Raw genomic sequence first — 19,903 nt, 5'->3', positions numbered from 1 at the left:
CGGCGGAACCTAGGGGCAAAAGGCGAACGAGGCCAGCAAGGGGGGCGGTTTTTCCCAAAGGTGATGGAAACGCAAGGATGCGGTGGCTGCCCTGCCGCGGAGGCGCGTTGACCGGCGGTCGCGGCGCTGGCATGGGGCGGGCATGACCGCCGATCCATCGCTCCGCACTGTCAAGGCCTGGCCCTTCGAGGAAGCCGCCAAGGTCGCCGATCGCATTGCTGGAGCCGGCAAAGCCTCGGCCCTGTTCGAGACGGGCTACGGCCCCTCGGGCCTGCCGCATATCGGCACCTTCGGCGAGGTCGCCCGCACCAGCTGGGTCAAGCGCGCCTTCGAGCGGCTGACCGGCCTGCCGGCGCGGCTGCTGGCCTTCTCGGACGACATGGACGGGCTGCGCAAGGTCCCGGACAACGTGCCCAACGGCGACAGCCTGCGCCCCTTCCTGGGCCGCTCGCTGACCGCCATCCCCGATCCCTTCGGCACGCATGACAGCTTCGGCGCGCACAACAACGCCCGGCTGCGCGCCTTCCTCGACGCCTTCGGCTTCGAATACGAATTCGCCTCGGCCACCGACTACTACCGCTCGGGCCGCTTCGACGCCGCCCTGCTGCGCATGCTGGAGCGGCATGAGGAAGTCCGGCAGGTGATCCTGCCGACCCTCGGCCCCGACCGCCGCGCGACCTACTCGCCCTTCCTGCCGGTCCATCCCAAGACCGGGGTGGTGATGCAGGTGCCCATGGACGAAACCCGCCCGCAGGACGGCACCGTGATCTGGCGCGACCCGGAAAGCGGCGAGCGCTTCGAGACGCCCGTCACCGGCGGCGCCGTCAAGGCGCAGTGGAAGGCCGACTGGGCGATGCGCTGGTTCGCCCTCGGCGTCGATTACGAGATGTCGGGCAAGGACCTGATCGACAGCGTCAAGCTGTCCTCCGCCATTTGCCGGGTGCTGGGCGCCGAGCCGCCGGTCAGCATGACCTACGAGCTGTTCCTCGACGCCGGCGGCCAGAAGATCAGCAAGTCCAAGGGCAATGGCCTGACCATCGAGGAATGGCTGACCTACGCGCCCCCGGAAAGCCTGTCCTACTTCATGTACCAGCAGCCGGGCCGGGCGAAGCGCCTGCATTTCGACGTCATCCCGCGCGCCACCGACGAGTATCTGGCCGCCCGCGAGAAGCTGCGCGCCAATGCCGACCCGGCCTCCCCCGCCTGGCACATCCATGCCGGCGAGGCGCCCAACACGCCGGAGCCGCCGCTCTCCTTCGGCATGCTGATGAACCTGGCCACCGTCTCCGCCGCCGACACCTCGGCGCGGCTGTGGCAGTTCGTCCGCAACTACGCCCCGGGCGCCACGCCGGAGAACCAGCCGCTGCTGGCCCAGCTGGTCGACTATGCCGTCGCCTATTCGCGCGACTTCATCCTGCCCACGCTGACGCCGCGCGCACCGACGCCGGAGGAGCGTCCCTGCTTCCAGGCGCTGGTCGAGCTGCTGCTGGCCCACCAGGCCGAGATCGAGGCGCTGCCCCCCGGCCTGCCCCAGGCCGAGCGCATCCAGGTCGATGTCTATGACGCCGGCCGGCGCGAGCCCTTCATCCAGCTGATGAAGGACGGCTCGCCGGGTGTCGCCCGCGGCTGGTTCAACGCGCTCTACCAGGTGCTGGTCGGCGCCGACCAGGGTCCACGCTTCGGCAGCCTGGCCGCCGCCTACGGCATCCCGGAGACGGTGCGGCTGATCCAGGAGGCGCTGGCCCGCCCACCCGCGGCCGCGGCGGGCGTGGAGAGCCCCGCGGCGTGAGCCCCGTGCTTGGCGCGCTGAAGCGGCACGGGCCCACCGTCTTCGGGCTGCTGCTGCTGCTTGGCGCGCTCTACGTGGTGCAGCGCGAGTTCCGCCACCTGTCGCTGGCCGATGTGCGGACGGCGATCGAGGCGGTGCCGGCCCGCACGCTGTGGATCGCCGCCGGCTGGACCCTGCTGGCCTATGCGGTGCTGACCATCTACGACCGGCTGGGCTCGGTCTATGCCGGCAAGCCGGTCAGCTACCTGCGCACCTCGCTGGCCTCCTTCTGCGCCTATACCCTGGCACACAACCTGGGCTTCGCCGCAGTCTCGGGCGCTGCCGTCCGCTACCGCTTCTACGCCGCCTGGGGCCTGACCCCGGGCGAGGTCGCCAAGGTCATCGCCTTCACCAGCCTGACCTTCGGCCTGGGCGGCATGGCGCTGGGCGGCGCCATCCTGATCCACGACCCGGACATCATCCCTGGCGCCACCGGCCATGTGCCGGCCTGGGCGATGCAGCTGATCGGCGTGGCGATGCTCTGCGTCGTCGCCAGCTACCTGCTGCTGGCGCGCTTCGTCCCGCATTTCACCGCCTTCGGCCACCGCATCGACCTGCCGCGCTTCCGCATGGCGCTGGCCCAGACGCTGCTGGCCGCGGTCGATGTCGCGGTCACCGCGATGATCTTCTACGCCCTGCTGCCGCCGGCGGAGGGCCTGACCTTCCCGCGCTTCGTCGGCCTGTATCTCGCCGCCTACACGGCGGGCCTGGCCGCCAATGTGCCGGGCGGGCTCGGCGTCTTCGACACGGCGATCCTGGTCGGGCTGCAGCCCTATATCCCGGCGCCGCAGGTGATCAGCGCGCTGCTGCTGTTCCGCTTCTACTACTACATCGTGCCGCTGTTCCTGGCCGGCGCCCTCTTCGCCGGCTTCGAGATCAACCAGCGCCGCCACCTCCTTGGCCGGCTCGGTCCCGAGACCCGGGTGACCGACGCGCTGGAAGGCCCGGCCATGGCGGGGCTGGCAGGGCTGGCCGGCGTCGCGCTGATCTTCATTGGCGCGCTGCCGGCGCGCGGCGCCCGCCTGGCGCAATGGGCCGGCGAATGGGCGGCGCTGGCCAGCCATTTCGCCGCCTCCGTGCTGGGCTCGCTGCTGCTGGTCGCGGCCTATGGCATGCTGCGCCGGCTGCGCATCGCCTGGGTCAGCGGCATCGTCCTGCTCATGCTCGGCGGCATCACCGCTTTGCTGCGCGGGGAACCCTGGTTCATCTCCGGTGCCTTCCTGGCGCTCGCCGGGCTGGTCGCCTGCATGCGCACCGCCTTCTACCGCGACGCCCGGCTGACCGGCGAGCCGCTGACCGTCGCCACGCTGATCCCGCTGGCCGCCAGCGCCACCGCTGCCCTGGCGCTGGCCCGCATCGGCTGGCGCGAGCCGGTGGCGAACGAGGCCTGGTGGTCGGTGCCCTTCTCGGAGCAGGCGCCGGACACGCTGCGCTTCGCCGTCGGCCTCTGCGGCGTCCTCCTGCTGGTCGCCGCGCTCCGCCTGCTGCGCCCCGCCCGCATCCGCGAAAGCGACTTCGACCAGGCCGCTCGCACCCGCCTGGCCGTGCTCGGCGGCCGCGTGCCGACGACCGCCGACGCCGCCCTCTTCGCCGATGGCGGCCGCGGCGCCGGCTTCGCCTTCCTGAAGCTGGAGAATCTGTGGGTCGGCCTGGGCGACCCGGCCGGCGATGACGGCGCCCGCATCGCAGCCATGTGGCGCTTCCGCGACCTCTGCGAGCGCAACGGCGTCGGCCACGCCTTCTGGCAGGTCGGTCCCGGCCTGCTCCGCGCCTATGAGGACACCGGGCTGGCGACGGTGCCGCTGGAAGACGGGAGCTTCCTGGTCTGCCCGGCCGGGTGGGACGCGGAAGCGATTCTGGAAGCGATGAAGGCGAAGGCCTGAAGTCAAGCGGGCAGGGGGCTCTGCCCCCTGCACCCCCGCCGGGGTGACAGTGTCACCCCGGACCCCGCCGTCAGTTGGCGCCACAAGGCCACAGGCGGGACGCAACATGAATGTGGGGGCCCGGGGGCATTCGATGCCCCTGGAATCTGGCCTTACTGGCTCGCCCAGAGGACCCGGTGGATCCAGGCGATCTCGCCCAGGTCGAAGCTGTAGTTCGGATGGGCCGGGTTCAGGCTGGCCAGCTCGATGCGGCGGGCGGACTGGCGTAGCAGCTCCTTGGCCATCACCTCGCCCTTCACCGTGCGCACCACAACGCGGTCGCCGCGGCGCACCGGGGAGTTGGGCGAGACAATGATGACGTCGCCGTCGCGGAACACCGGCTCCATGCTGTCGCCGGAGATTTCCAGCGCATAGGCGTTGGGGTCCGACAGCTCGGGCGTGCTGATCTCGTCCCAGCCGCCGCCGACCGGGTAGCCGCCATCGCCGAAATAGCCATCGCCGCCGGCCTGGGCCAGGCCGATCAGCGGGATGCGCCGGCCCTGCATCGTCCGGCTGCCGCTGTTCAGCGCCGGAGCGCCGGTGACCAGCGAGGCGAAGCTGTCCATGTCGGTGCCGGTGGCGGCCAGGATCTTGGCGATGCTCTCGGTCGAGGGCCAGCGGGCCCGGCCATCGGCACCGACGCGCTTCGACGGGTTGAAGGCGGTCGGGTCCAGCCCGGCCTTGCGGGCCAGGCCCGAGGGAGACAGGCCGTGCTCCGCCGCCAGGGCGTCCACCGCCCGCCAGATGTCGTCATGACGCATGGGTGGATCATCCTAGGTTTTTGGATGCGCTGCAATAGGAAAATAGTCGCGTTTAGGCCTTGACGCCTATAAACCAGATCGTAATGATCGTGGGGCTACTCAACCGGAAGGCGAGGAACACCCCCCGAAATGACCGCCGCCCTTCGCCCGCAGAATGCCCCCGTCCTGGCCTCGCTCAGCAAGGCCGAACCCTTCGCCAGCGCCGAGCAGGCCTGGTTCTGGACCATGAACGCCCTCATCGCCCGGCGTGAGGGCGCCCGCATCGTCGCCGGCGCCGGCGCGGTGCAGCGCCCCTGCGAGCCCGACGACGTGGTGAAATGCCTCGACCGCCTGTATCGCCAGCGCCGGATCGAGCTGGCGCATGCCCGCATCCTTCGCCGCTGGGGCGAGCGCGGCCAGGCGCCCGACCCCCGCGCGCTGCGCGAGCGCGGCGACTGGCGGCTGTGGCGCGAGGCGCTGTCGCGGCTCGACTGGCCGCTGCGCCAGAAGGGCATCGTCGACGGCCCGGCCCTCGACCTGCCCGCCGCCGAGGAGGCCGCGATCCTGGCCTGGCCGGGCGCCAGGTCATGAGCCGCGCCGGCGAGCCCCCGCCGCTTCAGGTGCCGCTGATCCAGCCGCTGCGCATCGCGCCGCGCCACGCTTTGGCCGAGGGCGTGCAGCAGGTCTGGATCGGCTTCGGCGGCCGCGCCGATCGTGCCTGGCTGCGGCTGCTGCGTCCGGGCTTCCGCCACTGCTTCGCGGTGGTGGAGGATGCCCGCGGCTGGACGGTGATCGAGCCGCTCTCGGGCCGGCTGCTGGTGGCGCGGCCGGACCTCGTGCCCGGCTTCGACCTGCCGGGCTTCTACCGCCGCGCCGGGCTGACCGTGCTGGGCCCGTTCCAGCCGGGACCGCCGGCCTGCGGCTGGCTGCCCGAGCTCAGCCCCTATTCCTGCGTCTCGCTCTGCCGCGCGCTGCTGGGCGAGGGCGCACCCTTCGCCGTCACACCGCATGGCTTGTACCGTCGACTCGAGAAATATTCCTACGATAGGAAAAAAGTCATTGACACCGCCTCGCTGAGGGCGTAGGACTGCAGTCGCCAAGGGGCGAGCTGCGCCCGGCGGCATCCTCCCGCGATCCTCCCGACCTCGCGCCCTGCCGGACCCCCTCCGGCAGGGCTTTTTGCGTCGGGCGGTCGCGATCCCCCGATCGCAGAGGAGCCCGCACGCGCATGGGTGGCCTGTTCCGTGCCCCGAAGCCGGTGGTCGTCGCGCCGACCGCCACCGCCGATCCGACGCCCGTCGTCGCCTCGCCCAGCCCGGAGGCCGCGGCGCAGACCGCGCGGGCGGACAACCAGCTGCGCGCCCGCCGGGGACTTGCCGGCACCATCGCGACCTCCGCCCGCGGCGTGCTGGAGGAAAAGCCGCCCGCGGCGACAGCCCCGGCGCTGGCCCCCGGCCTGGCCGGCGCGCGCAAGACCTTGCTCGGGGAGTGAGCGCATGACCCTGACCCCCGAGACCCTGCTGCCGCGCCATGCCGCGGCGCTGGCCCGGCGCCGCCCGTGGGAGGGCGTCTGGCAGGACTGCTACGACCATGTCCTGTCCGGCACGCCCGGCGCCGGCGGCGCGCAGCTCTATGACGCGACCGCCCCCGATGCGGCCGAGCAGCTGGCCGCCAGCCTGCTGGCCGAGCTGACGCCGCCCTGGTCGCGCTGGTTCGGCCTGGCCCCGTCGCGCGCCCTGGCTGAAAGCGCCCAGGGCCCCGCCGCGGCCGCGGCCCTGGAGGCGGCGGCGGAGACGCTGCAGGGCCATCTCGACCGCTCCAACTTCGCGGTCGAGATGCACCAGGCCTTCCTCGATCTGGTCGTCGCCGGCAGCGGCGTGCTGCTGGTGGAGGAGGCGCCGCCGGGTGGCCTGTCCGCGCTGCGCTTCACCGCCGTGCCGCTGCGCGAGGCGGTGCTGGAGGAGGGCGAGAGTGGCCGTCTCGACACCGTCTATCGCGCCGCGGCGCTGGATGCCGCGACGCTGCGCCGCCGCTACCCCGACGCCGTGCTGCCCCCCGGCATCGAGGGCACTGAAGAAAGCCCGGGCAAGCACCGCGTGGTCGAGGCGGTGTGGCCGGAGCGGACCGGCTGCGGCTACCTGGCCGTGCTGGACTGGGAAGGCCGCGCGGTGCCGCTGGCGGCCGGCCGCTTCAACGACAGTCCCTTCATCGCCTTCCGCTGGATGAAGGCGCCGGGCGAGGTCTATGGCCGCGGCCCGGTGATGAAGGCGCTGCCCGACATCCGCACCGCCAACAAGGTAACCTTCTATGTAGTTTGCGCACAGTCCGATCCCAGTGTGCTTAGGGATGGATAGTCAACTTCGCGATACGGTCCTCAACGGTCTCAGCGTAGTCAGCGGGTTTGCTCCAACTTGGCCCGCACCATTGCCCTGACCTCACGATGGAAGCACCTCTGCTGTCACATCGGGGACACCTCCACCGTGGTTGGCTACCTACAACTTGCTGATTGCCAAACCCGGCCAGTGTAAGACGACGAGCTGAGACGTAGCGTTGATGGCGACACCCTAAACACTGCACCGAGTAGAAGATGCCATGAAGGGCATCGTCACCAAACGTGCCTTCTTCGTACATTGTGGATAACCCGGGGGACGGTTGTTGTAGAACAAATGCAGAACAAAGTCTTAGGTTGTGCAGGAGCTTGAAGACAAGGAACCCGGCGCATTGCTGCGCCGGGTTGGGGTGGGAAGTGGTTAGCGCTTGCGCGGGTTAGCCGCCTTAGGCGCTGCGAGCGACTCGGGTGCAGCATCACCGGCCGGAGCAGGCTGTGCCTTGGCCTGTGCAGCTTTGGCAGCCAGCACCTCTTTGACCAACTCGGGGTCTCGGTCGGTGGCGGCTTTCTTCAGCCCGGTGAAAAAGCCGATCACGTCATCGAGCGTGGAACCGATCTCGTAGACCAGCGGCTGCTCGTCTTTGGTGATCGGCTGCCTACCCACCTTGATAACGGTCACGAACACGCTCTCGTTACGCCGATACCACCGCATGTCGAGCGGCTCGCGCTTTGCTGGTTCCTTGCGAGCACGGGGAGGGTTGTACGTCGTGCCCGCTTTGTCAGCCTCTGCGTAAGCAAGCTGCACTTCTACTTTCTGGAGGAACGCCTCAATGGCGATGCCAACAGGATCCTTGCGAAGCGTAGCAGGGGTCACGTCGGCAAGCTTGAGGCTGCTGAGGAAGCTCATTTGCATGTCCTATTCTCATGAGAAACAGCGCGTTAGCAATGTGTTCCGCTAACAGAATGAGCTTAACTTCGCTGTCCCGAAGAGCAAGCCAAGAGACGGGATAAGCGTCTGTTTTTATGGAGAAATTTGTCAGAATCTGAGCAAATCTGATGTAGGAAGGACTGTCAGAAGAAGCTTGGATCGTGGGGCAAACAAGGAGCTGCCCCATGCTGCTGATAGTCCTGAACGTTAAGAATGACTGCACCGATGTCATCACCAGCACTGAACCCGAGATGGTCACTCCGGAAGAATACTCACTGCTCCAAGAGTGTGTGGCGCAGTGCAACGAAGAGGCTGGTGATCTGCTGACATTCGAATTGGTTGTAGTGATGGACTTCTAAGAAGGCCGGTCGCAACGAAAGCGGGGTCAGGCCCCGCTTTCGCCGCGATCTGCTGCACAGACAGGAAAGGCCCGGCGACAGATGCACCGGGCCTTCAAACTGGGGGCAGCTGAATTAGCCGCCGGATTCCTTCAGCTTCGTCATCATCTGCGTGACGGCATTCGTGAAATCCGTCATCGCCACACTGCCATTCTTGAAGGCTTCAGCCATCTGGAGTGTTTGATCTGCGTGCTTGAGCACCATGGCGCTTTGATTAGCAGCGTACTCACGCTGATCGGCTAGTTCGCTCTTGAGCCTGTCGATCTCTGCATCCTTGCTCTTGCTGCTTCCGTCAGTCCAGCTCTGCCACTTTGCGGATAGCAGCCTGAAGGCAGGCAGAACGAACGGTGTTAGCAGCAGTAGGAGAGCGTACCAATGCGGCGGCAGAATGCCTTGCAGCGTCACTAATAGTGGGGAGAGATCATCTGCCATCATCGGTGTTCCTTAAACAGGTTTTGCAACACGATGAGGCTGGCCGCTGTTGTCTCCTTCAGAAGGCGGAGTGCAGCGTAGGTTTCATCCTGGGCGATTGTGATTGGATTAGTGGGATCTCTTGGGTGTCGGCGTCGCTCAACGGGTTCAGCTTGCATGGATTGTTCCTTTAGCCAGGCACAATCCTCCAAGCTGCGAGATGCGGATGTGGGAGAGAAAAGTCCGCTGCGCGGTAAGGAGTAGAGGCGCAGCGGACTGTCGTAGGAGCCTTTTGAGAACAAGCTGGAGAACTCGTCCGTGCTATTTAGTCGGTGCGGTCATCGAGCTCGTACTGCCAGCACCAAACTCTAACTCACGGCTCGAAACTTCATCTAGCGGTGGGATTGGTAGCGGAACCCTGTCCGTTAAAAAGGCAGCAACCACTTACGGCCATAAGCAGCGCATGGCGGAAGCGGGACTTTTCGCCATTCCAAATTATGATACTTTCCGAATTGGTCGGATGATGAGAGACAGATGCTCAACCGAGACAGCTTAAATGCCGCTAAAGCTCGTTTGCAGAAATCTGTCGATGATCACGCCAAAGCTGCGGAAGTAGCTGTAGAGGCTTGTACGAAGCTTTATGACTTACGCAAGGTCAAGGCTCACCGCGTAATCTGTGAAGTAGAAGATTACGTGAATACCATGCGAAATAAGCCTGTCGATTTTGAGAAGGTGGTGCAGCAGTACAAAATTAATTACTCAAAATTCACCGACGTTCTGATCGACATTGATGTGTCGATGCGCGATGCGACAGTAAAAACCGCTGCAGGCGCCGGCGCGGGCGTCACTGCTGGTGCGATAACCGCGCTGCTAGGCCCTACGGCAGCGATGGCTGTAGCAACGACGTTCGGAACTGCTTCTACCGGGACGGCGATCTCTGCACTTACCGGTGTCGCCGCTACAAAGGCGGCGCTCGCTTGGCTAGGTGGTGGGGCCATCGCCGCTGGCGGCGGCGGTATGGCTGCTGGAACCGCAATGCTCGCGATGAGCGGACCGGTTGGCTTGGGGCTGGCCGGTGTGGCCGCCACAGGCGGCATTCTCTACATGCGCCGCGCCAACGCCAAAGCGACTAAAGAAGCGGACGAGAGATGCCGGAAGGTGGAAGCCGAGGTCCGCTACATCTATGCGTCAGTGGCGTCTATCGAGCGCCTTCACAGACTTACGAACAACACGGCAGAGGGGCTGATACGTCTGCTTACTATCCTTCGTGACGTAAACAAGGTCTCTACACCTCACGGACAGACGGAAGATGTGTTGGACATGATGAAGGCCATGGTGAACCACGTGCGAAGCATGGGCGAGCTTCTTGTCAAAAACGTGGATCTCAAGGCGATCTAATGTCCGATCTGAAAATGAACGAGCTTCCGAAGGCCACTGCCGAACTGCTGCAGGCCGCAGTCGTCGATGTGGCGAACGTGACGCGAATGGCTGCTGAAAAAGCAGCGCTTAGCCAGCAGAATGAATTGCTGGAGGCAGCCCTTGCAGAGACAGCTACCGTTCGCAAATTCGTTGCCGAACCCTCAACAATCCTTGGAAGCGTAGCCACCAAGCATGGCGAGATTGCTGAACGTGTCGAGGTCGGCGTACGCCGTGCTCGGGATGTTTTCAACCAATTGCCCTTCTCAGCCTCCATTGACAATCTGAGCCGCACTGCGCCCGGAGATTATATACTCAACAACAAGCAGGTTCAGTCGAAATTCATCAACGGCGTAAACAATAGTCTGTCTGCCGTGCTGGGCCATTTGGCCAAGTACAAGACGTTCGGGCGTGATGATAGCTTCTACCACGTCCCCAAAGATCAGTATGCTGTTATGCTGAAGGTGTGCCGGGGTGAGCACGTCGACGGCCTCAACGCGAAAACGATCGCAGCTATCTCTCGAAATATCAGAGAGATTGAGCAGGCAGCAGGAAAGCCCTTCTGTGAAGCAGTTAAGCCTAGTCTCTCCACCTATGCTGAAGTGCAGCAGGGACAGGTCATCAAGACGATCTCCCGGCATGAAGACGAACTTGTTGACGACAACGATAAGCGGCGTGATGAGATCTCTGCTCAGCATCAGCCTGGTTGGATGGACGGTGCCAAGGTAGTAGGCAAAGCCGCCGCTATCGGCGCGACGGTTGGATTCGCTACGGAACTGCTTCGTAAGCACCGGGAACAAAAGAAAAATCCATTCAAGGGGCAATTTACCCGGGCAGACTGGGAAGAAGTCGGTGTCAAAACGCTAAAAGACGGTGCCGTAGGCGCCGTCGCCGGTGCCGCTCTGTATGGGCTAACAAACTTCGCTAAAACGTCTGCGCCCTTAGCAAACAGCTTTGTTGCCGCAGCAAAGGCGCTCTACCCTTTGGTCCTAGCCTACAAAGAACGGAAGATCTCCTTAGATCAGCTTCTCGATCAAGGGACGTTGGTCTGCTCCGACGTAGGAATTGTGGGTCTTTGCGCCGTTGGTAGCCAGGTGGTTATCCCGGTGCCGGTGATAGGTGCACTCGTGGGCAGCGTTGCGGGCAAGGTCCTTTCGCATCTTCTACGTAGTCATGTTGCAAATGCCGCGGGCCAGATTGAGCAGCGTAACCAGGCGATGATAGCTGAATTGGATGAAGCATCTGCAAAGCTTATCCATCGGATCGACGGAGAGTTTGATCGCTTAGGCGATCTTGTCCATGCCGCGTTCGATCTTAGTCTCAACGAGTCATTGACTGTTCGCAGTGTCGAGTTCGCGCTGGCCCTCGGTGTGCCAAGCGAAAAGCTTCTTCGAACGGATCAGGATCTCATCGATTTCCTGAGTGCATAGACCGCCTCGCCCACCTCGGAGGTGGCGCGCCTCATCGTCGGCCACCTCTTTGCTTTAAGAATGGCCCGCCTTGTAGGCAGCCTGTGCTAGCACACGATCGCTGCGAGTGATCTCTTCCGGCGTTCCTGGCTGATCCCAATAACCTTCATACTGGACGGAGTTGGCGCGCATCCAGTCCAGGCTGTAGGTGATGAATGCGGCAGAGTCGGCGTCAGGTCCGTAACCTGCTGCACCCCACTCAGGAATCACGAGCGGCTTTGCGCGCGACTGAGCAAAGCCCGACCACCAGTCTAGGCCCCAATCCATAGTGCGGATGGTGTTGAAGGCTTGCTGTGGATCGGTGGAGAGGCCAACATAGCTGTAGTAGTAGAAGTTGACGCCGACCTTATCCACGTAGGCATCACCTGGGTAAGCTGTCGATGGGTCATAGCCCTGTCCGTAGTTGCCACACCAAGTGAACTCAAAGCGATTGCCACCAGTGACAGAGCGGAAGGCGTTTACGAGATTCCTCCAGGCCGCGATGAAGTTTGCCTGTCGGCCCTGCGCACGCCACGACATCCAGTCGCCGTTGAACTCCCAGCCTGTGCGGATATCAATCTTATCCTGCTGGACGAGGCCGGCAGCGTTGTTCTGATTGATCGCTGAGATAATGTTGTTAGCTGCGGTCACATACTGCGAGTTGTAGCCACCCGATGCCGCTGTGGCGAGGCGAGCTAGATTGACTGGATCGCTGTAGTTTGTGCCTTCGACATTTGGAAGCAGCGGGAAGACGACATACACTTCACGCCCATGGCCGCCTGCTGCATCGGTGAGGAACCAGTTGACGTTGGTGTAGTTGGTGTCGCCCTTATCGGTATGTGCCTGCGTGCCAGCAACCTGCTTGCCAACGAACTGCTCAAATGGCGGGGTTCCGGCCGTGACGTTGTTCTCAAAGTAGGGGACCATCTTGAGGTTGGACGAACTGCTCGAACCGCCGACAAAGGGTGCAACGTCTGCAATCCATACGTCGTACCAAAACTGCGCCGCAGCGAAGTCAGCAGCATTGGCGCGCAGAAGCGCGTAGATGTCCTGCAAGGCAATCTGCGGGTCATTCTGCTGCCATTCATCCGGGGTGCCTTCCTTCATGCCAGCCCAGATGAGCGGCCAGTAGGTGATGGAGCCGATGGTCTCCATGTGGCCGTACACTGGCGTGTTGGCATAGGTGTCGCGCTGTGCGTAAGCTTCCCAATCCAGCTTCTGAAGTGTGTTCAGTCGTGCTGCGTCGGTGATAGCCACGCCGTTGAAGACGAAGGTAACCGCCTTTGTGTCGCTGCCGCCTGCGTTGGTTGCAGTGATGTTTACCGAGATCGTGACGCTCTGATAGACGTTGGCGAAGGCTGTCACCAGGCTGGCAACACCGGCTGAGCTAACTGCCACGCGGACATCGCTGCTCGTGAAGCTTGCTGGTGCACCGCCTGTTGTCGCGATGGCTGTACCCAGCACTGCGCCTGCGGCAACATTCGCCAGGTTGGTGTAACTCTGATTGGCTGTGATGACAGGCTTAGCAACCACAGCGGTGAGGGTGACGGTGATCGTGGCTGCGTTGCTGCCGCCGCCGTTTGTTACCGTGATAGTCAGCGTGATGACGGTCGCCTGCGTCGGGTTAGCCATTGCTGCGCTGAGCGTCAGCACACCGGCTAGGGAGACCTTCACGCGGTCATCACTACTGGTGATGATTGTTGGAGCGCCGCCGCCGAGCACGAGGGTGCCGATGGTGCCGTTAGCCGCCAGGTTGGCTGGCTTGGAAAAGCTCTGGTTCGAGATGGTTGGCTTGGGAACAGTTAGACCAACCTGAAGGGCTGTGATCGCCGCCTCGGCGTTCGTCAGACGAGCTAGGAGATTTTCGTATTGGACGGCATTCACAACGCCTTCGATGCCCTGAGGGCCGGGAATGCCCTGAATGCCCGGCGGGCCGATGTTTCCCCGGGGGCCGGCTGGTCCTTGGTCGCCTGTGTCGCCCTTGTCGCCCTTCACGCCGATCTTGGCGTATTGGAGAGACACTAGGGCACTCGATGCTGAGCGCTCTGCATCCTGGTGCGCTAGCTCGGAGTAGATCTCAGACGAGCGCGTTGGGTTGGTGTCAGGAAGATCAGGGGTGCCGCCGGGGACGGGGTCAGTGAAGACGCCGTTGCTGTAGAGCCAGCCCTTGCGCACTCGTAGGTCAGTAAGCAGCATCCAAGATGATCCTGGACTTACCGATGATACTAGAAGGTCGGTGACAATGCCTCCAACGATGTAGACGTAAGTGTTCTTAGTCATCTTTCTCCCGGCTGGTCCATTCCCACAGCTCCATGGCATTGGTGCCAGTGCTCGGGTCCAAGCTGTCTTCGCAATGTCCGCGGTCAAAGAGGTTCAGGAAGCCGCAGAATGCTGCGGCTATCCGATTGCCTGCTTGAGATGCACGGGCCGCTCTTTGGCTGACTGTCTCATTGGCTGAGCCGAGGAGAACTGCGTTAGCCACGCGGTCTAGGGCTAGTAGGAGGTTGCCAGCGTAGAAGCGGGCAACTCCACAGGGGCTACATGCCATCAGGGCGCCAAGATGGAGGCAGGGTCTGCTCCGACCGCCTCTAGCAAGCCGATGACCTGTGCGTCCTTGGGGTCGAGGCCCTCCTTCAGGGTAAGCACCTTAAAGGCCATGGCCATGTCGGCGCCTAGCACAGCGGCTACAGCGCTCCAGAGGTTGACTGCCTCCAGACGCTCGCGCACCACGCTTACTGGCACATAGCGAACCGCTTCACCCATCCAGCCTGCCGGGAAAAGGCGCAGCACGGTGGCTTTAAGCTCCTCCTCGTCAGCTAGCGCCGGGGTGACAATCTCAACGAGGTTGCCGGAGACATGTGGGGGCAGGGTGGAGATGATGGCGTTCGCCCAAGCCACGTAGTTGGCGTCGTCCACCTCCACGTAGTCGCGCGCCTTGCTGCTGTAGATCTTGCCGCTGTCGCGAACGCGCCAGAAGAAGTTGGAAAAATCAGGTGCTGTGAACATTAGTAGTAGTTTCCTCCGGTGACGCTCGTGCCCGCGACCGAGCCAGGCAAGTAGGTTGCGCTGTTGCCGTTGACCTGGATGTTGCCGCACGACTCGGCGGAGTAGCGCTTGCCGCTGACATTGCCTGGATTGGTGAAGGTGTTGCTGTAGATCACGACGTTGCCGCCGGTTGTCGCGCACACAAAGGCGCCACCGAAAGTGACGGCTGCGCTGACGGTAACAGTGGTGACCACGTTCAGCACTCGACCAGAGCCGGTGGCTACTGCGTGGTACTGAGAACCGCCGCTAATGCGGTAGTTCGTGGATGCGAAGTTTACGATGCTTCCATCAGCGGCGTTCACGTGGGTGTGGCCGCAGGCGCCGAAGTCACATGCGTAAGTGTCAACGTAGGCTGAGCCGAACGCTAGGATGCCATAGCCAATGCTGTTGTAGACAGTGGGGGTTCCTGTGGCCAACATGCGGACGCCCCGGATCTGAACGCCAGCACCGTATGCTGCAACAAAGCAGTTTCCATTGGCTACATTGAACACCACGTTGGACGGTGTCGTCTCGTTGCCCTGAACAACCCAGTCAAACTGACCAGTGCCACCAAGAGGCTTGTTAACGAACGCGGCGCCAACGGTGTATGTGCCAGCGGCGCAGTTGATGATGCAGTGAAACCCGTTGAAGTCGTAAGTCTTGCTTGCGGTGTCGATGACGTTCTGCACAGTTAGCTTGGGAGTGCGTGCCGAGAGGCCATCGTTTGAATTGTTGCCGCTTGGGCTAACATAGGTCATCAAGTCAGCGGTTAGCTTGGGACGAATGGCCGTCTTCAGATCCATCAGATCGTAAGGGACGAAGAGGTTGTTTGGATGGCGCTCGATGTGGGCAGCCGTAATGGTGGACTGGCCGTAAGTGAGGGTCACAACGTACAACGGGATGGCACCAGCAGGGGTGGCTGGGATCGTCTCGTTGCCTGTCGTTGTGGAGGAACCGGAGGTGATTCCGACTACTGCGCGCTGGATGCGCCTGGTGTTCTGCGATGCACCTAGTGTCGATTGTCCGGTGACCGAATCGTAATAAGGGAGCTGCGCAGCTGTGGTATCAGTTTCCTGGAAGCTCGCGTGGATGATGATCTTGCGGGTCTGACCAGTTGTGCCAGGCGCGGTGAAGCCTGTGATCGTTCCACCTGCATAGCTGGCTGCCTTGAAGATCGAGGTAGAATCCGATGCCAGTGTGCTGTAAGCGCTGGGATCAACTGGCGCAGATGTGCAAAGCGTACCGGCGCTGAGCACCACGCTCATGCCAGCTGGTGAGTTTGGGGTGGCATCAAAGCCAGCTACACCCTGCGAGTTCATGGTGAGGCGCAGCACGGATGAAATCGCATCCTGCATGTTGCGGTTTGATTCTAGGACGTGCTCCACCTGGGGAATCTGACCAGGGTAGACGATTACGCGATCTGTCATGTTGTCTCCTCGAAAGGCGAGGCTACGTGGCGCAGTCCTCCCGTTGTTCTACTAATTAGCCGTTCTAGTCAGGTGATCTTCACCCACACGGTCGTGCCGACAGGCCGGGTTGCGTTGATCGCGTTGATGATGGTTTCGTCGGTCACATCAGCTTTGATGTCGCTCGGGGTGGCGTACATCATTGCGCCTCGCCCGTATCCACCGATGGCCTTCGGGTAAGCTGCACGCGGCTTGTTGCCGTAGCCCTGCGCCCCGGGAACACCGCCGACAGTAGCGCCGCGTGTTACGTCAATGATGACTTGATAGGGCATGAGGTTGCTGCCGTACCGGCCAGCCGAGTTGTAGGCCATGTTGATGTTGTAAGCGCCGGTGTCCCTGGCATTCATGGGCTCGAAGATCACCGGCTCAGTGCCTGTGAGATCCTCGATTACGCCGACCATGGCAGGACGTGTGCCGCGGTCGCGGAACAGCTCTCGTTTGATGCGTGCGCGGTAGTTGCCGTCTGCCTCACCCACTCGGCGCGGCAGCATCCCTTTCCCAAAAAACTCATCCGCAAACATGTTCAGGAACACGTCGCGCAGGGTGCTGATGCGAGCCTGGTCGCCTACGTAGTCCAGTTGCTCCATTGAGAAGCTCTTGTGCGTGGCGATGCTACCAAGCACCGCATCCAGCACGGGCGCGTTGTCGGGGAACCAGCCAACCGGCAAGTGGCTACGAAGTCGGGCGCGGAAGTCTTCAACTGAGAGGGTCATGTTAGTTCACCGCCAGTGAGACAACGCGCACTGTTTGGTTGGTAGCCCCGCCTAGATTGCTGGAGCCGTTGTTGACCTTGATCTCCTCCAGGTACCCGATGCCAGGGTGCGCCTGGCGGGCGACTGCCACGAGGTTGGTAAAGCGAAGAGGCACACCCATCCCGAGGCCATTGACGTAGGAAGTAACGGCCAAGCTAACGGCGTTACGCACCTCGAGGGCATTGAAGCCGGGGAGGATGGTGGGAGTGATGGAGATGGTCGCGGCCGCCACGTTCGGGCTGAGCACCGCGAAGTAGGTGGTGAGGGGACGTACATCATCCACCACCTGGTAGATGCGGTTCAGCAGCTCAGGGGCAGGGTCGCCAGTCCCATCATCCACATAGATCGAGACAAAGCCCGCACGCTCACTGCCGTTAGGCAAGGTGTTCTCAGCAAAGCTGTAGCTTAGCCCCTGCTGGACGTTCGCTATGGCACTTCCTATGGCACGGAGAGTGCCCAAACTTCGGCTGTTAATGTAGTCGGGGAAGCGCTGTCGGGCGGCTTCATCGCTCTCAGCGTCAATGCCATTGGCCAGGGGGACCAGGTTAGTCACCGTGTCCACGCCCCCTAGGGCGCTGCTGATAAGGGTAATGGCTCCGGAGCTTACATTGCCCCCACTGCCCGGCAGGGTAGCCCGTACGGGGATCTGTAGCCCCGTGATACCGGGAGGAATGGCGTAGCTCTGGCTTGCTGGTACCCAGGCGCTGTGCTCGCTGTCAGCTGTGACAATGTAGCTCTGCTCGCCGTCCTGGGTTTTGACGATGGTTCCGACCGGGACGGAGGCGAGGGCCGCTGGCACATAGCGAGCGAAGAGAACGCTGCCTGATGCGTAGGTGGCTGGGAGCCGTGCCTGGCCGTAGTCGGCCAGGAAGGTGTCGATGTCGTTGCCCTCGCTGGTGGAGAGCCGGGTCTGCTTGAGCAGCTGAATGGCAATGTACTGGAGCCATTGGCTCTCATGCGCTGAGGAGCGGATGATCTCTAGAAGGAGGTCGCCATCGGAGAAGCTGTTGAAGCTTGGATTGGTGGCGCGGATGTAAGCGACTGCCGCTTCTACAAACTGGTCGTGCGTTGAGTAAGGTAGCTGTGACATCGCGTCTCCATTGTTGTGCTTAGGCGGAAATCTTCATCTGCAATGCCGGGAAGGCGCCTGTAGTAGCGTCGGTGTAGGTCACGTCGGCTATGACCGTTTGTTGGTTGATCGCTCGGACTGTGACGCTGGGTGAAGGACTACGGCTCACCGACCTCTCCATGCGGGTTTGCTGAACCATCGTAGCTTTGATCTTCGCTACGTCTGTGTTCTGTCCGATGAACTGCCTGATGCCAGCGCCGTACTGGCCACTGTCCTGCATGTCGCCGGGGTTGGTCATGTAGCGGCGGATGAGGCGCTGTTCGGTCTGCTTGGTCGCGTCTGCAATGCGCAGGCCGCCCTTGCTGTCGATTTGCAGATCCTCGCCCCATTGGTGGTACAAGCTCGTCATCGGGTGTTCCTCTATTTACTCGGATCAGGGATCGCTCAGGTTGGTTGGGCCGGATGTGCCGCCACCAGTCTGGACGTTGGTGTGGCGGTGAGCGTTGTAGTGGTCGCGGAGTGTGTCGAGCGCGCCATCCTTGTCGATGACCTCTTTGTCGCCCTTGATGTTGCCCATCACTCGTGTGTTGCCACTACTAGTGAAGTTTCCATCGTGCTCGATGTCGCCCTTGAAGAACCACTTCCCCGTTTGGCTGAGCCTCATGCAGGAGCCGGTGTTCTTCTGGAATACGCCAAGCTCGCCAGGCACGAGGTATGTGCCGTCGCTGCCAATCGCGCTTGGCATCTTTGATGGCATAAACTCGTCGTTGAAGCCGCTGGCGACCAGTGTTCCCGACAAGCCTTGTGCATCGCCTTCCTGCAACAGCACCAGCGCCATGGTTCCCACGATTGGTGGGATGATTATCTCTAAGTCGGCCACGGCAGGTGTGCCCACATGGAGCCAGCCGCTTAGGATGTTGTCGGGCTGGATACGCACCTTGGCTGTGTTGCGCTCTGGATTGTAGCTCTCAACAATGCCCCACTTGGGTTGTCCAAGCTGGCGCATAATCTGGCCTGCCTGTGCGGCATACATGTTCATCAGCTGGTTCACTGCGGCTCCTCTTGGCTTGGTGCTTTATTTTTGGCTCGCACCTCCTGAGTGAAGCCTCCATCAGTCCGTATTCGGCGGGTCACAGAGTCCACAAAGTACTCCTGGGCATAGCTACCCAGATCGCCGGATAGCAGCACCTTCCGGCGTGGGTTGACGAGCAGCTCGCCTGGTTCCTCCCAGCTGACCTCTCGGGTGTGCTGGATGATCTCAAGGTATTTACGCTGTGCCTCCTGCAGGAGCTGCTCTTCGGTCGCATCCGGCAATTGAAACTCGTACAGCGTGACCTGCTGGCCCTGTGACGTGCTGCGCACCCGGCGGTCAGCGCTCGGGTAGCTGCGTTCAATGCGTCGCCCGGTACGGCTGTTGAAGCTGCTAACAACGATTTTCACATCACGGGCGAGGTGCTCTCGCTGGTTAAGCCGCAGTCGAGAAACTTCGCTCGGAGCGTGTCTGGCAACTGGCAGGCTAGGGTGAGTGAAGGTCGGCAAATCCACACGGATGATGCGAGGCTGTTCGGTGCTGGCCCCGGCCGGATGGAAGTGGATGGTGGTTCCTGTTACCCAAACATCGTAGCCTTCGCGACGTGCCAGGAAGACGACCATGTCCCAAGCGGTCTGTGTCTGACCCACCGTACTTTGACTGTGGTGCGTGGTGTTCTGATCGTAGAAGCGACCAACATTGCCGCGCGTTGGTGTCACATCAGCTGTCATGCCAACCGCAGCAGCCAGCTTCTGCACGATGGCACTGGCACTCATGTTTTGGTAGGTTTCTGTCGTCTTATGGTCAATCAGCCTGGACGTGTAATCGCGGCCGCTGAGGGTGACGATACCTGCATCAATGTCGTAGTCGGCCAGGTCTGCGGTACCGGTTATCAGCGTTGTCCAGCTGACTGAACCGGAGACTTCAAAGCCCATAGCTATCTCGATGGGCTTGCCCGTTCGTGTATCCCACCACTGAATGCCATAGCGGAAGTCGGCGAACAGTGCGCAATCAATTTGCCACGCGTCGGCTTGGAAGAAGTTGTTGTTAGTGACCTCGGCGCTAATTGCCGCTACCTCAGCTCCATCCACAATCACCCGAAGGCGTGGCTTTCTGACGTTGCTTGGATTCATCTAGTCTCG

At 62.4% G+C, this 19,903-nt stretch carries 20 protein-coding genes; 9 read left to right on the top strand and 11 right to left on the bottom strand.

Translation table 11 applies throughout. The features are described 5' to 3' along the window. Positions 1 to 142: 142 nt before the first annotated feature. Positions 143 to 1,789, top strand: coding sequence for a lysine--tRNA ligase (locus tag BKE38_RS09005; RefSeq protein ID WP_076956987.1), 1,647 nt, complete (start codon positions 143 to 145; stop codon positions 1,787 to 1,789). Then, entirely contained in the window at positions 1,786 to 3,711 is a 1,926-nt protein-coding gene (locus BKE38_RS09000) for a lysylphosphatidylglycerol synthase domain-containing protein (protein ID WP_076956986.1), read from the top strand. Before BKE38_RS09005 ends, BKE38_RS09000 begins: the two co-directional genes overlap by 4 nt. Before the next feature lie 152 nt (positions 3,712 to 3,863). Here the strand turns inward: BKE38_RS09000 and BKE38_RS08995 are convergent, their stop codons facing one another. Beyond that, complete coding sequence (locus BKE38_RS08995; protein WP_076956985.1) at positions 3,864 to 4,511, bottom strand: S24 family peptidase; 648 nt, start codon at positions 4,509 to 4,511, stop codon at positions 3,864 to 3,866. A gap of 129 nt (positions 4,512 to 4,640) precedes the next feature. Here BKE38_RS08995 and BKE38_RS08990 point away from each other — a divergent pair, with 129 nt between their 5' ends. The 4 genes from BKE38_RS08990 (at position 4,641) to BKE38_RS08975 (ending at position 6,844) form a co-directional block, all read left to right on the top strand. Then, positions 4,641 to 5,081 carry a hypothetical protein gene (locus tag BKE38_RS08990; RefSeq protein ID WP_076956984.1) on the top strand — a complete coding sequence of 147 codons (441 nt, stop codon included), beginning with the start codon at positions 4,641 to 4,643 and terminating at the stop codon, positions 5,079 to 5,081. Then, a complete protein-coding gene (locus tag BKE38_RS08985; protein WP_083747404.1) occupies positions 5,078 to 5,575 on the top strand; it encodes a hypothetical protein in 498 nt (165 codons plus the stop codon). The genes BKE38_RS08990 and BKE38_RS08985 overlap by 4 nt, the downstream gene beginning before the upstream one ends. A 143-nt stretch (positions 5,576 to 5,718) precedes the next feature. Then, positions 5,719 to 5,982: a hypothetical protein gene (locus BKE38_RS08980; protein WP_076956983.1), complete on the top strand. Its 264-nt coding sequence runs from the start codon at positions 5,719 to 5,721 to the stop codon at positions 5,980 to 5,982. A gap of 4 nt (positions 5,983 to 5,986) precedes the next feature. Further along, a complete protein-coding gene (locus BKE38_RS08975) occupies positions 5,987 to 6,844 on the top strand; it encodes a portal protein (RefSeq protein ID WP_083747403.1) in 858 nt (285 codons plus the stop codon). 396 nt (positions 6,845 to 7,240) lie between these two features. Here the strand turns inward: BKE38_RS08975 and BKE38_RS08970 are convergent, their stop codons facing one another. Further along, positions 7,241 to 7,726, bottom strand: coding sequence for a hypothetical protein (locus BKE38_RS08970; RefSeq protein WP_131829544.1), 486 nt, complete (start codon positions 7,724 to 7,726; stop codon positions 7,241 to 7,243). A 206-nt stretch (positions 7,727 to 7,932) separates the two neighbouring features. Between BKE38_RS08970 and BKE38_RS31930 the strand changes: the two genes are divergently transcribed. Further along, positions 7,933 to 8,106: a hypothetical protein gene (locus tag BKE38_RS31930; protein WP_165694151.1), complete on the top strand. Its 174-nt coding sequence runs from the start codon at positions 7,933 to 7,935 to the stop codon at positions 8,104 to 8,106. A 114-nt stretch (positions 8,107 to 8,220) separates the two neighbouring features. Here BKE38_RS31930 and BKE38_RS08965 read toward each other — a convergent pair whose 3' ends face one another. Then, positions 8,221 to 8,577, bottom strand: coding sequence for a hypothetical protein (locus BKE38_RS08965; RefSeq protein ID WP_131829543.1), 357 nt, complete (start codon positions 8,575 to 8,577; stop codon positions 8,221 to 8,223). Between the two features lie 513 nt (positions 8,578 to 9,090). Between BKE38_RS08965 and BKE38_RS31435 the strand changes: the two genes are divergently transcribed. Next, positions 9,091 to 9,954, top strand: coding sequence for a hypothetical protein (locus tag BKE38_RS31435; protein WP_076956980.1), 864 nt, complete (start codon positions 9,091 to 9,093; stop codon positions 9,952 to 9,954). Beyond that, a complete protein-coding gene (locus tag BKE38_RS31430; RefSeq protein ID WP_131829542.1) occupies positions 9,954 to 11,402 on the top strand; it encodes a hypothetical protein in 1,449 nt (482 codons plus the stop codon). The genes BKE38_RS31435 and BKE38_RS31430 overlap by 1 nt, the downstream gene beginning before the upstream one ends. 54 nt (positions 11,403 to 11,456) lie before the next feature. Here the strand turns inward: BKE38_RS31430 and BKE38_RS33615 are convergent, their stop codons facing one another. The 8 genes from BKE38_RS33615 to BKE38_RS31415 all read right to left on the bottom strand — a co-directional run bounded on the left by BKE38_RS33615 (position 11,457) and on the right by BKE38_RS31415 (position 19,894). Continuing rightward, positions 11,457 to 13,616, bottom strand: coding sequence for a glycosyl hydrolase (locus tag BKE38_RS33615; protein WP_165694150.1), 2,160 nt, complete (start codon positions 13,614 to 13,616; stop codon positions 11,457 to 11,459). 351 nt (positions 13,617 to 13,967) lie between these two features. Continuing rightward, a complete protein-coding gene (locus BKE38_RS08940) occupies positions 13,968 to 14,426 on the bottom strand; it encodes a hypothetical protein (RefSeq protein WP_076956977.1) in 459 nt (152 codons plus the stop codon). Then, positions 14,426 to 15,871 carry a hypothetical protein gene (locus BKE38_RS31420; RefSeq protein WP_131829540.1) on the bottom strand — a complete coding sequence of 482 codons (1,446 nt, stop codon included), beginning with the start codon at positions 15,869 to 15,871 and terminating at the stop codon, positions 14,426 to 14,428. The genes BKE38_RS08940 and BKE38_RS31420 overlap by 1 nt, the downstream gene beginning before the upstream one ends. A gap of 68 nt (positions 15,872 to 15,939) precedes the next feature. Then, positions 15,940 to 16,623: a hypothetical protein gene (locus BKE38_RS08935; protein ID WP_076956976.1), complete on the bottom strand. Its 684-nt coding sequence runs from the start codon at positions 16,621 to 16,623 to the stop codon at positions 15,940 to 15,942. Between the two features lies 1 nt (position 16,624). Then, on the bottom strand, positions 16,625 to 17,752 hold the full coding sequence (locus BKE38_RS08930; RefSeq protein WP_076956975.1) for a baseplate J/gp47 family protein: 1,128 nt from the start codon (positions 17,750 to 17,752) through the stop codon (positions 16,625 to 16,627). 19 nt (positions 17,753 to 17,771) lie between these two features. Next, positions 17,772 to 18,140: a hypothetical protein gene (locus BKE38_RS08925; protein ID WP_076956974.1), complete on the bottom strand. Its 369-nt coding sequence runs from the start codon at positions 18,138 to 18,140 to the stop codon at positions 17,772 to 17,774. A 24-nt stretch (positions 18,141 to 18,164) separates the two neighbouring features. Next, positions 18,165 to 18,782, bottom strand: coding sequence for a hypothetical protein (locus BKE38_RS08920; protein ID WP_076956973.1), 618 nt, complete (start codon positions 18,780 to 18,782; stop codon positions 18,165 to 18,167). After that, complete coding sequence (locus BKE38_RS31415) at positions 18,779 to 19,894, bottom strand: phage late control D family protein (RefSeq protein ID WP_131829539.1); 1,116 nt, start codon at positions 19,892 to 19,894, stop codon at positions 18,779 to 18,781. Before BKE38_RS31415 ends, BKE38_RS08920 begins: the two co-directional genes overlap by 4 nt. Positions 19,895 to 19,903 lie beyond the last annotated feature (9 nt).

It is taken from the genome of Teichococcus deserti, from assembly GCF_001982615.1.
Lineage (GTDB): Bacteria > Pseudomonadota > Alphaproteobacteria > Acetobacterales > Acetobacteraceae > Pseudoroseomonas > Pseudoroseomonas deserti.
This window is presented reverse-complemented; position numbering and strand designations above follow the sequence as displayed.

What these genes read in the sequence shown, in the direction of transcription:
- BKE38_RS09005 (WP_076956987.1), top strand. Translation starts at nt 143, where the DNA reads ATGACCGCCGATCCATCGCTCCGCACTGTCAAGGCCTGGCCCTTCGAG.
- BKE38_RS08995 (WP_076956985.1), bottom strand. Translation starts at nt 4,511, where the DNA reads ATGCGTCATGACGACATCTGGCGGGCGGTGGACGCCCTGGCGGCGGAG.
- BKE38_RS08990 (WP_076956984.1), top strand. Translation starts at nt 4,641, where the DNA reads ATGACCGCCGCCCTTCGCCCGCAGAATGCCCCCGTCCTGGCCTCGCTC.
- BKE38_RS08985 (WP_083747404.1), top strand. Translation starts at nt 5,078, where the DNA reads ATGAGCCGCGCCGGCGAGCCCCCGCCGCTTCAGGTGCCGCTGATCCAG.
- BKE38_RS08980 (WP_076956983.1), top strand. Translation starts at nt 5,719, where the DNA reads ATGGGTGGCCTGTTCCGTGCCCCGAAGCCGGTGGTCGTCGCGCCGACC.
- BKE38_RS08975 (WP_083747403.1), top strand. Translation starts at nt 5,987, where the DNA reads ATGACCCTGACCCCCGAGACCCTGCTGCCGCGCCATGCCGCGGCGCTG.
- BKE38_RS08970 (WP_131829544.1), bottom strand. Translation starts at nt 7,726, where the DNA reads ATGAGCTTCCTCAGCAGCCTCAAGCTTGCCGACGTGACCCCTGCTACG.
- BKE38_RS31930 (WP_165694151.1), top strand. Translation starts at nt 7,933, where the DNA reads ATGCTGCTGATAGTCCTGAACGTTAAGAATGACTGCACCGATGTCATC.
- BKE38_RS08965 (WP_131829543.1), bottom strand. Translation starts at nt 8,577, where the DNA reads ATGGCAGATGATCTCTCCCCACTATTAGTGACGCTGCAAGGCATTCTG.
- BKE38_RS31435 (WP_076956980.1), top strand. Translation starts at nt 9,091, where the DNA reads ATGCTCAACCGAGACAGCTTAAATGCCGCTAAAGCTCGTTTGCAGAAA.
- BKE38_RS31430 (WP_131829542.1), top strand. Translation starts at nt 9,954, where the DNA reads ATGTCCGATCTGAAAATGAACGAGCTTCCGAAGGCCACTGCCGAACTG.
- BKE38_RS33615 (WP_165694150.1), bottom strand. Translation starts at nt 13,616, where the DNA reads ATGCTGCTTACTGACCTACGAGTGCGCAAGGGCTGGCTCTACAGCAAC.
- BKE38_RS08940 (WP_076956977.1), bottom strand. Translation starts at nt 14,426, where the DNA reads ATGTTCACAGCACCTGATTTTTCCAACTTCTTCTGGCGCGTTCGCGAC.
- BKE38_RS31420 (WP_131829540.1), bottom strand. Translation starts at nt 15,871, where the DNA reads ATGACAGATCGCGTAATCGTCTACCCTGGTCAGATTCCCCAGGTGGAG.
- BKE38_RS08935 (WP_076956976.1), bottom strand. Translation starts at nt 16,623, where the DNA reads ATGACCCTCTCAGTTGAAGACTTCCGCGCCCGACTTCGTAGCCACTTG.
- BKE38_RS08930 (WP_076956975.1), bottom strand. Translation starts at nt 17,752, where the DNA reads ATGTCACAGCTACCTTACTCAACGCACGACCAGTTTGTAGAAGCGGCA.
- BKE38_RS08925 (WP_076956974.1), bottom strand. Translation starts at nt 18,140, where the DNA reads ATGACGAGCTTGTACCACCAATGGGGCGAGGATCTGCAAATCGACAGC.
- BKE38_RS31415 (WP_131829539.1), bottom strand. Translation starts at nt 19,894, where the DNA reads ATGAATCCAAGCAACGTCAGAAAGCCACGCCTTCGGGTGATTGTGGAT.